Origin of the sequence: Pseudomonas cyclaminis (assembly GCF_015163715.1) — a bacterium.
Taxonomy (GTDB): Bacteria; Pseudomonadota; Gammaproteobacteria; order Pseudomonadales; family Pseudomonadaceae; genus Aquipseudomonas; species Aquipseudomonas cyclaminis.
The window spans coordinates 1-10454 of the sequence record NZ_JADDUM010000346.1; the positions used below are offsets into that span (position 1 = coordinate 1).

Below are 10454 nucleotides of genomic sequence, written 5' to 3' on the forward strand. Positions count from 1 at the left end.
GCGCCGGCTCGCTGGTGGCCTATGTACAGAAGATCACCGACCTCGACCCCCTGGAATATGACCTGCTGTTCGAACGGTTCCTGAACCCGGAACGGGTTTCCATGCCCGACTTCGACGTTGACTTCTGCATGGACGTCGCGACCGCGTGATCGAATACGTGGCCGAGAAATATGGCCGCAATGCCGTCAGCCAGATCATCACCTTCGGTTCCATGGCCGCCAAGGCGGTAATCCGCGACGTGGCGCGGGTGCAGGGCAAGTCCTACGGCCTGGCTGATCGCCTGTCGAAGATGATCCCGTTCGAAGTCGGCATGACCCTGGAAAAGGCCTACGAGCAGGAAGAAATCCTGCGTGACTTCATCAAGATAGATGAAGAGGCCGCTGAAATCTGGGACATGGCCCGCAAGCTCGAAGGCGTGGTGCGTAACGTCGGTAAACACGCGGGTGGCGTGGTCATTGCGCCGACCAAGCTCACTGACTTTTCGCCGATCTATTGCGACGAAGAAGGCGGCGGCCTGGTGACCCAGTTCGACAAGGACGACGTGGAGGCGGCTGGCCTGGTGAAGTTCGACTTCCTCGGCCTGCGGACGCTGACCATCATCGACTGGGCGCTCAAGACCATCAACCGCGAGCGCGCCAAGGTCGACGAAGAACCGCTGGATATTGCGTTCATCCCCCTGGACGACAAGCCGACGTACCAGCTGCTGCAAAAAGCCGAAACGACGGCGGTGTTCCAGCTTGAGTCGCGGGGCATGAAAGAGCTGATCAAAAAGCTCAAGCCCGACTGCCTGGAAGACTTGATCGCACTGGTGGCCCTGTTCCGTCCGGGCCCACTGCAATCGGGCATGGTTGACGACTTCATCAACCGTAAGCACGGCCGCGCCGAATTGGCGTACCCGCACTCCGACTACCAGTACGAAGGCCTCAAGCCTGTACTGGCGCCGACCTACGGCATCATCCTGTACCAGGAACAGGTGATGCAGATCGCCCAGGTGATGGCGGGCTACACCCTCGGCGGCGCGGACATGCTGCGTCGAGCCATGGGTAAAAAGAAACCCGAGGAAATGGCCAAGCAGCGCGGCGGTTTCATTGAAGGTTGCGCCACCAACAATATCGATGCCGATCTGGCCGGTAACATTTTCGACCTGGTGGAAAAATTCGCCGGTTATGGCTTCAACAAATCCCACTCCGCCGCCTACGGCCTGGTGTCGTACCAGACCGCGTGGCTGAAAGCCCACTACCCGGCGCCGTTCATGGCGGCGGTACTCTCGGCGGATATGCACAACACCGACAAGGTCGTGACCTTGATCGAGGAAGTGCGCACCATGAAGCTGCGCCTCGATGCACCGGACGTGAACGCCTCGGAGTTCAAGTTCACGGTGAACGACGAAGGCCGCATCATTTATGGCCTGGGCGCGATCAAGGGCGTGGGCGAAGGCCCGGTGGAGGCGATTACCGAAGCGCGTCAGGACGGCCCGTTCAAGGACCTGTTCGACTTCTGCGCACGGGTTGACCTCAAGCGCATCAACAAGCGAACCCTCGATGGCCTGATCCGCAGCGGCGCGCTGGACCGTCTTGGCCCGTATTTCCACGACGAACCGAAGGCCTACCAGGCGAATATCGACCGCAACCGCGCGGTGCTGCTGACTGCCATGGAGGAAGCGATCAAGGCTGCCGAACAGACTGCCCGCACCCATGACAGCGGCCATGCCGACCTGTTTGGCGGGCTGTTCGTCGAAGAAGACGCGGACGTGTACGGCAACCACCGCAAGGCCAAGGAATTGACCCTCAAGGAACGTCTCAAGGGTGAAAAAGACACCTTGGGCCTGTACCTCACCGGTCACCCGATTGACGAATACGAAGGCGAGATCCGCCGTTTCGCCCGCCAGCGCATCATCGACCTGAAACCGGCGCGGGACACCCAGACCGTCGCTGGCATGATCATCGCCCTGCGGGTGATGAAAAATAAAAAGGGCGACAAGATGGGGTTCATCACCCTCGACGACCGTTCGGGTCGCATCGAAGCGTCGCTGTTTGCCGACGCCTTCCATTCGGCGCAGTCGCTGCTGCAGACCGATGCCATGGTGGTGGTGGAAGGGGAGGTCAGCAACGATGACTTCTCCGGTGGCCTGCGCCTGCGCATCAAGCGGGTGATGAGCATGGAAGATGCGCGTACCAACCTGGCTGAAAGCCTGCGTTTGAAGGTCAAGACCGATGCGCTCAAGGGCGATCAACTACGCTGGTTGGGCGACCTGCTCAAGCGCCACCGTGGCGCATGCCCGGTGACCATGGAGTACACCGGCAATGACGCCAAGGCCATGTTGCAGTTCGGCGAGACCTGGCGAATTGATCCTGCTGATGGCTTGATTCAAGCTTTGCGTGACCAGTTCGGCCGAGACAACGTCTTCCTCCAATACCGCTGACGGTCAGCACGTCTGACCTCGGCTGAACATTTAATCTCGACCTGAACGCGCCTCTCCCTTAAGGTAGGGCGCGAACAGACAACCGGCTGGCCAGGCACGCCCTGGCCGTCGACCCAAGACGGACGCTTATGAACCCGAATTTTCTTGATTTCGAACAGCCGATCGCTGACCTGCAAGCCAAGATCGAAGAGCTGCGCCTGGTCGGCAATGACAATTCGCTGAATATCGGCGATGAGATCGCCCGCCTGCAAGACAAGAGCAGTACCCTTACCGAAGACATCTTCGGCAAGCTGACCAGCTGGCAGATCGCCCGCCTGGCCCGCCACCCGCGCCGTCCATACACCCTGGACTACATTCAGCACATCTTCACCGAGTTCGACGAGCTGCATGGCGACCGCCACTTCTCCGACGACGCGGCCATCGTGGGCGGTATCGCTCGCCTGGACGACCAGCCAGTGATGGTGATCGGTCACCAGAAAGGCCGTGAAGTGCGCGAGAAAGTCCGCCGCAACTTCGGCATGCCGCGTCCGGAAGGCTACCGCAAGGCATGCCGCCTGATGGAAATGGCCGAACGTTTCAAAATGCCGATCCTGACCTTCATCGACACGCCGGGTGCCTACCCGGGTATCGACGCTGAAGAACGCAACCAGAGCGAAGCGATTGCCTGGAACCTGCGCGTGATGTCCCGCCTGAAAACCCCGATCATCGCTACGGTGATTGGTGAAGGTGGTTCCGGCGGTGCACTGGCCATTGGCGTCTGCGACCAACTGAACATGTTGCAATACTCGACCTACGCGGTGATCTCTCCGGAAGGTTGTGCCTCGATCCTGTGGAAAACCGCAGAAAAGGCGCCGGACGCTGCCGAAGCCATGGGCATCACCGCCGATCGCCTCAAAGGCCTTGGCATCGTGGACAAAGTGATCGCCGAGCCACTGGGCGGCGCCCACCGCGACCCGGCCGCTGCTGCTGCGACCATCCGTGCCGAGCTGGGCTCGCAACTGGCGATGCTCAAGAAGCTGGATAACGAAGCACTGCTGGCCCGTCGTTACGAGCGCCTGATGAGCTACGGCCTCTAACGTCGCAGCAAGACTAAGTCTGGGAGGGGGCTTGCCCCCGATAGCCGGGTGTCAGTCAGTCAATAGGGTGGCTGACCCACCGCTATCGGGGGCAAGTCCCCTCCCACATTTGCTTTGTGTATGCTGGGTTATCGCATTACAGATCGATGGCGGTACTTTCCATGAAGCCCTGCTTAACCGCCAAACTACGGCACGCCCTGGCCCCCTGGCGCAATGCCCCCGCCTTGCATGTCGCTTTCTCCGGCGGTCTTGATTCCACTGTCCTGCTCCACCTCCTCGCCAACACCGAACACCTCCCGCCGCTCAGCGCCGTTCATGTCCACCATGGCCTGCAAGCTGCCGCCGACGCGTGGCCAAGTCATTGTCAGGCGGTGTGCGACAGCCTGGGCGTGCCCCTGCGCGTCATGCACGTACAGGTCCAGCCTGGCGCCAGTCTTGAGCGCGCCGCCCGTGAGGCGCGTTACCAGGCGTTTGCCGAGGTGGTCGGGCCAGGGGAGGTCATGCTCACGGGCCAGCATCGCGACGATCAGGCTGAGACCCTGCTGTTTCGCCTCTTGCGCGGGGCCGGGGTGCGCGGGTTGGCGGCAATACCGGTGCAGCGTCCATTGGCGGGGGGGCATCTGGTGCGCCCGTTGCTGGATGTCTCCCGTGCGGAACTGGAGACTTACGCCCACGAGCATCAATTGGAGTGGATCGAGGATCCATCCAATGCCGATCCACGGTTCTCGCGTAATTACCTGCGGCATCGCGTTTTCCCCACGCTCATTGAGCGCTGGCCCCAGGCTGTCTCAAGCCTGGCCCGTACCGCCGAGCACCTGAGCGACGCCCAGGGACTGCTTGATGAGCTGGCCCGCATGGACTTGCAGGTCGCGGATCGACCTTCGCCGTTTCCCTGGCTTCAGTTGCCATCCCTGGCTCTGGCAGCACTGCGCGAGCTTTCCGATGCCCGCCAGCGCAACGCCCTGCGTCACTGGCTGACTCCGCTCACCCGGTTACCCGACAGCGACCACTGGGCCAGTTGGTATTCCTTACGTGATGCCAAGGCCGGCGCACAGCCTCTATGGCGCTTGGCTGACGGCGAGTTGCACCGCTGTGGCGAACGCATTTGGTGGTTGCCTGCAATCTGGTCGGAATTTTCCGACGCAACGGTGAGCTGGCCCGATCCGCAAAACCCACTAGAGTTACCCGGCAATGGCCTGCTGAACCTTATTGGCGAGGTGCCCGAAGGCCCGCTGGAGGTGCGTTATCGCCAAGGCGGTGAAATCGTGGAGGTGCCCGGCCGAGGTCGGCGTGACTTGAAGCGCCTGCTTAACGAAAGTGGCGTGCCGGGTTTCGTCCGTGGCAGATTGCCGCTGCTGTATCGGGGCGAGCAATTGCTGGGCGTGCCCAGCCTCATTGGACATTGGGCGGCACCCAGTCGAGGCTGGCAATTACATTGGATGCCACAGACCTGCGATCAAGGTTTGAGCTGATGGCGCCTTTCCGGTAGACTACGCTCCCTTCTTGATACAACTTCTGTGGATTCGCCTGAATCGCAGCAGTTGCCGATTACCAAGCAGTCTTTGCTGGGCGATTCCAAAAAATGTGTAGCGATCAACGTACTGGCAGTTTCACTGCTGGTCTGTCACAACGCGGCGGTTTTTTTGAAAGGTGCACTGTGATTAATGCAGGTGATCGGGGGCTTCGGCCTCTCTTCGCTTTCCCCGGCGGCTCGGACCGCTTTAACGCAGACTTCTAGGGTTTTTCATGACGCGCTACATATTCGTCACGGGCGGTGTTGTTTCTTCATTGGGGAAAGGCATTGCCTCCGCTTCATTGGCGGCCATCCTGGAGGCGCGGGGGCTTAAAGTCACCATGCTCAAGCTGGACCCGTACATCAACGTCGACCCGGGCACCATGAGCCCGTTCCAGCACGGTGAAGTGTTCGTCACACACGACGGCGCCGAGACTGACCTGGACCTGGGCCACTACGAGCGGTTCATCCGCACGACCATGACCCAGAACAACAACTTCACCACGGGCCGTGTCTACGAGCACGTGCTGCGCAAGGAGCGCCGTGGTGACTACCTGGGTGCAACCATCCAGGTGATCCCGCACATCACCGACGAAATCAAGCGCCGCATCATCAAGGGTGCAGGCGATGCCGACGTGGCGATGGTCGAGATCGGTGGCACCGTGGGTGACATCGAATCCCAACCGTTCCTCGAAGCCATCCGCCAGTTGCGTTTCGAAGTCGGCGCCAAGCGCGCGATGCTGATGCACCTGACCTTGGTGCCGTACATCGCCACCGCCGGCGAAACCAAGACCAAGCCAACCCAGCACTCGGTCAAGGAACTGCGTTCCATCGGCCTGCAGCCGGACGTGCTGGTGTGCCGTTCCGATCACCCGATCGATATTTCCTCGCGTCGCAAGATCGCGCAGTTCACCAACGTTGAAGAACGTGCGGTGATTGCCCTGGAAGACGCCGACACCATCTACAAGATCCCGGGCATCCTGCATTCGCAAGGCCTGGACGATTTTGTGGTCGAGCGTTTCGGCCTGCAGTGCAATGGCGCGGACCTGTCCGAGTGGGAAGCCGTGGTCGACGCCAAGCTCAATCCTGAGCATGAAGTCACCATCGCCATGGTCGGCAAGTACATGGAATTGCTGGACGCGTACAAATCGCTGATCGAAGCGATGAGCCACGCCGGTATCAGCAACCGTACCAAGGTCAACCTGCGCTACATCGACTCCGAAGACATCGAGAACCAGGGCACCGCGCTGCTCGAAGGTGTTGACGCGATTCTCGTTCCCGGCGGTTTCGGCCTGCGGGGCGTGGAAGGCAAGATCACCGCCGTGCAGTACGCTCGTGAGAACAAGGTGCCGTACCTGGGTATCTGCCTGGGCATGCAAGTGGCCGTTATCGAGTTCGCCCGTAACGTGCTGGGCTGGAAAGATGCCAACTCCACCGAGTTCGACAGCAAGAGCGGTCACCCGGTCGTGGGCCTGATCACCGAGTGGGAAGACGCCACGGGCGCTGTTGAAACCCGTACCGAAAGCTCCGACCTGGGCGGCACCATGCGCCTTGGCGCGCAGGATTGCCTGCTGGAGCCGGGCTCGCTGGTTCACGATTGCTACGGCAAGGACGTGATCGTCGAGCGTCACCGCCACCGCTACGAAGTGAACAACAACCTGCTGCCGCAGATCAAGGAAGCCGGCCTGAAAATCTCCGGTCGCTCCGGTGATGGCGCGCTGGTTGAAGTGGTCGAGGCACCGGATCATCCATGGTTCGTCGCTTGCCAGTTCCACCCAGAGTTCACCTCGACTCCACGCGACGGTCACCCGTTGTTCAGCGGTTTCGTCAAAGCTGCACTGACGCAACATCAGAAGAAGGCGTAAACCTGATGGCCCAGAAGATCATTCGCGTAGGCGACATCGAGATTGCCAACGACAAGCCCATGGTGCTGTTCGGCGGCATGAACGTGCTGGAAAGCCGTGACATGGCGATGCAGGTCTGTGAAGAGTACGTGAAGGTTACCCAGAAACTGGGTATCCCTTACGTGTTCAAGGCCAGCTTCGACAAGGCCAACCGTTCGTCCGTGACCTCCTATCGCGGCCCAGGCCTTGAAGAAGGCATGCGGATCTTCCAGGACATCAAGCAAGCCTTCGGTGTACCGATCATCACCGATGTCCACGAGCCTGAACAGGCTGCCGTGGTCGCCGAGGTGTGCGACATCATCCAGTTGCCGGCCTTCCTGTCGCGCCAGACCGATCTGGTCGTCGCGATGGCCAAGACCGGCGCAGTGATCAATATCAAGAAAGCCCAGTTCCTCGCGCCCCAGGAGATGAAACACATCCTGAACAAGTGCGTGGAAGCGGGTAACGACCAGTTGATCCTCTGCGAGCGCGGTTCGAGCTTCGGCTACAACAACCTCGTGGTGGACATGCTCGGTTTCGGCATCATGAAGCAGTTCGAATACCCGGTGTTCTTCGACGTGACCCACGCGCTGCAAATGCCCGGTGGTCGCGCCGACTCAGCCGGTGGGCGTCGTGCCCAGGTATTGGACCTGGCCAAGGCCGGCATCAGCCAGTCCCTGGCTGGCCTGTTCCTGGAAGCCCACCCGGATCCGGACAACGCCAAATGCGACGGTCCATGTGCCCTGCGCCTGGACAAGCTGGAGCCATTCCTGGCCCAGCTCAAGCAGTTGGACGAACTGGTCAAGAGTTTTCCGACGGTAGAGACCGCGTAAGCGTCGTTTCTCCGGTAGACTTTCCCACGTTTTCTGTTCAGGCCCTCGGGCCTGAGCCTTGTCGCCTGCAAGCCTGCCCCGTTGTTCCACCCTTGCGGTCGGTCAAAAGTTTCCCTTCAGCTGCGTCGTTTTCGTCAACTTTGGAGTGTTTACAACAATGGCAAAAATCGTCGACATCAAAGGTCGTGAAGTTCTCGACTCCCGTGGCAACCCCACCGTCGAAGCCGACGTGCTTCTCGATAACGGCATCATCGGCAGCGCCTGCGCGCCGTCCGGTGCTTCCACCGGTTCGCGCGAAGCGCTGGAACTGCGTGATGGCGACAAGAGCCGTTACCTGGGCAAGGGTGTACTCAAGGCTGTAGCCAACATCAACGGCCCGATCCGTGACCTGTTGCTGGGCAAGGATCCGCTGGACCAGAAAGCCCTGGACCACGCGATGATCAAGCTCGACGGCACCGAAAACAAAGGTAGCCTGGGCGCCAACGCGATCCTCGCCGTGTCCCTGGCTGCTGCCAAGGCCGCTGCCCAGGACCAGGACCTGCCGCTGTACGCCCACATCGCCAACCTGAACGGTACGCCGGGTGTCTACTCGATGCCGGTGCCGATGATGAACATCATCAACGGTGGCGAGCACGCGGATAACAACGTCGATATCCAGGAATTCATGGTGCAGCCGGTTGGCGCCAAGACCTTCTCCGAAGGCCTGCGCATGGGCACCGAGATCTTCCATCACCTGAAAGCTGTCCTGAAGGCCCGTGGCCTGAGCACTGCCGTAGGCGACGAAGGTGGTTTCGCACCAAACCTGGCGTCCAACGAAGATGCACTGAAAGTGATCTCCGAAGCCGTGGCCAACGCTGGCTACACGCTGGGCACTGACGTGACCCTGGCCCTGGACTGCGCCGCCAGCGAATTCTATGAAGACGGCAAATACAACCTGTCCGGCGAAGGCCAGGTGTTCAATTCCGAAGGTTTTGCTGAATACCTGAAGGGCCTGACCCAGCGCTATCCGATCATCTCGATCGAAGACGGCCTGGACGAGTCCGATTGGGACGGCTGGAAAATCCTCACCGACAAGATCGGCGAGAAAGTCCAACTGGTGGGCGACGACCTGTTCGTGACCAACACCAAGATCCTGAAAGAAGGCATCGATAAAAAGATCGCCAACTCGATCCTGATCAAGTTCAACCAGATCGGCACCCTGACCGAAACCCTGGAAGCCATCCAGATGGCCAAGGCTGCGGGCTACACCGCCGTGATCTCCCATCGCTCCGGCGAAACCGAAGATTCGACCATTGCCGACCTGGCCGTGGGCACCTCGGCGGGCCAGATCAAGACCGGTTCCCTGTGCCGTTCCGATCGCGTTTCCAAGTACAACCAATTGCTGCGTATCGAAGAGCAACTGGCGGGCAAAGCCAAGTACAACGGTCGCGGCGAGTTTCGCGGCTGATCTGTAAATGCTAAAAAGTCGGCGGATTGCGTCGGAAAGTTCACGAAAGTGAACATTTCGACGCTAATCTGATGGCTATCAAGTACAAGCCTGGTTCTTCCAGGCTTCGTGCTATCAGTTGCTTCAAAAGTTAGGCATGGCTGTCTTTTTTCACTGGATACCCGATATTCGATGCGCAGTCCCAATTGGTTGTTCCTCGTCCTGCTCTTGTTGCTGGCTGGCCTGCAGTACCGCCTGTGGGTGGGTAATGGCAGCTTTGCGCAGGTAAAAGACCTGACTGAGCAAATTGCTGCACAGCACGCCGAAAACGAGATCTTGCTGGAGCGCAACCGCGTCCTGGATGCTGAAGTGCTTGAGCTGAAAAAAGGCACGGAGACCGTTGAAGAGCGGGCTCGTCATGAACTGGGCATGGTCAAGGAGGGCGAAACCCTCTACCAGTTGGCCCAATGAGCAACAGTTTGCCGGCCTTCTGGGCCGTGATTCCTGCCGCGGGCGTCGGTGCCCGTATGGCTGCGGACCGTCCCAAGCAATATTTGCAACTGGGCGGGCGCACTATTCTTGAACACAGCCTTGGCTGTTTTCTCGACCATCCAGCGCTCAAGGGCCTGGTGGTCAGTCTGGCTTCTGATGACCCCTATTGGCCAAACCTGGCATGTGCCGCTGACCCGCGTATCCAGCGTGCGGACGGTGGTGCCGAGCGCTCGGGTTCTGTGCTTAACGCGTTGCTGCAGCTCAATGCCCTGGGCGCCAGCGATGAGGATTGGGTGCTGGTGCATGATGCTGCCCGGCCCAATCTGAGTCGTGAGGACCTCGACAATTTATTGAGCGAACTGGCTGACGATCCCGTCGGCGGCCTTTTGGCGGTGCCGGCGCGCGATACCCTGAAGCGTGCGACAAGCATGGTCGGGTGGTGGAGACCGTGGATCGCAGTCTGATCTGGCAAGCCTACACGCCCCAGATGTTCCGCCTCGGCGCTTTGCACCGCGCACTGGCTGACAGCCTGGTGGCCGACGCGCTCATTACCGACGAAGCCTCGGCCATGGAATGGTCCGGCCAGGCGCCGCGCCTGATAGAAGGGCGTACGGACAATATCAAGGTGACCCGGCCGGAAGACCTTGAGTGGTTGCGGTTGCGCTGGGCGAATCGGCGGTAATCAGCAAAACCGCTATCCGGGGCAAGTCGAGCATAGGTATCTACACAACTTCCAGTGAATGCGGAGTTCATGTCAAACGCGCTGTTGTGGTGAGCGGGCTTGTCCCGCGCTGGGCTGCGAAGCAGCC

General features: G+C 60.2%; 6 protein-coding genes and 2 pseudogenes. All 8 read left to right on the forward strand.

All coding sequences use genetic code 11. The annotated features are described in order from the left end of the window. A pseudogene (gene dnaE, locus IQK56_RS30140) lies at nt 1–2422 on the forward strand (DNA polymerase III subunit alpha); the annotation flags it as partial. Nucleotides 2423–2550: 128 nt separating this feature from the next. Continuing rightward, nucleotides 2551–3498, forward strand: coding sequence for an acetyl-CoA carboxylase carboxyltransferase subunit alpha (locus IQK56_RS30145; RefSeq protein WP_003172288.1), 948 nt, complete (start codon nt 2551–2553; stop codon nt 3496–3498). Between the two features lie 161 nt (nt 3499–3659). Continuing rightward, nucleotides 3660–4970: a tRNA lysidine(34) synthetase TilS gene (gene tilS / locus IQK56_RS30150; RefSeq protein WP_193863070.1), complete on the forward strand. Its 1311-nt coding sequence runs from the start codon at nt 3660–3662 to the stop codon at nt 4968–4970. A gap of 274 nt (nt 4971–5244) precedes the next feature. Then, nucleotides 5245–6876, forward strand: coding sequence for a CTP synthase (locus IQK56_RS30155; protein WP_032891641.1), 1632 nt, complete (start codon nt 5245–5247; stop codon nt 6874–6876). A gap of 5 nt (nt 6877–6881) precedes the next feature. Beyond that, a complete protein-coding gene (gene kdsA, locus IQK56_RS30160) occupies nt 6882–7727 on the forward strand; it encodes a 3-deoxy-8-phosphooctulonate synthase (protein ID WP_010563535.1) in 846 nt (281 codons plus the stop codon). 157 nt (nt 7728–7884) lie between these two features. Next, on the forward strand, nt 7885–9174 hold the full coding sequence (gene eno / locus IQK56_RS30165) for a phosphopyruvate hydratase (protein WP_053137218.1): 1290 nt from the start codon (nt 7885–7887) through the stop codon (nt 9172–9174). A gap of 171 nt (nt 9175–9345) precedes the next feature. Beyond that, nucleotides 9346–9624 carry a cell division protein FtsB gene (gene ftsB / locus IQK56_RS30170; protein ID WP_003231201.1) on the forward strand — a complete coding sequence of 93 codons (279 nt, stop codon included), beginning with the start codon at nt 9346–9348 and terminating at the stop codon, nt 9622–9624. Further along, nucleotides 9621–10327, forward strand: a pseudogene (ispD, locus tag IQK56_RS30175) (2-C-methyl-D-erythritol 4-phosphate cytidylyltransferase). Before ftsB ends, ispD begins: the two are co-directional and overlap by 4 nt. Nucleotides 10328–10454: the final 127 nt, after the last annotated feature.

Excerpts from the sequence above, each read along its gene's own strand:
- IQK56_RS30145 (WP_003172288.1), top strand. The coding sequence starts at position 2,551 with ATGAACCCGAATTTTCTTGATTTCGAACAGCCGATCGCTGACCTGCAA.
- tilS (WP_193863070.1), top strand. The coding sequence starts at position 3,660 with ATGAAGCCCTGCTTAACCGCCAAACTACGGCACGCCCTGGCCCCCTGG.
- IQK56_RS30155 (WP_032891641.1), top strand. The coding sequence starts at position 5,245 with ATGACGCGCTACATATTCGTCACGGGCGGTGTTGTTTCTTCATTGGGG.
- kdsA (WP_010563535.1), top strand. The coding sequence starts at position 6,882 with ATGGCCCAGAAGATCATTCGCGTAGGCGACATCGAGATTGCCAACGAC.
- eno (WP_053137218.1), top strand. The coding sequence starts at position 7,885 with ATGGCAAAAATCGTCGACATCAAAGGTCGTGAAGTTCTCGACTCCCGT.
- ftsB (WP_003231201.1), top strand. The coding sequence starts at position 9,346 with ATGCGCAGTCCCAATTGGTTGTTCCTCGTCCTGCTCTTGTTGCTGGCT.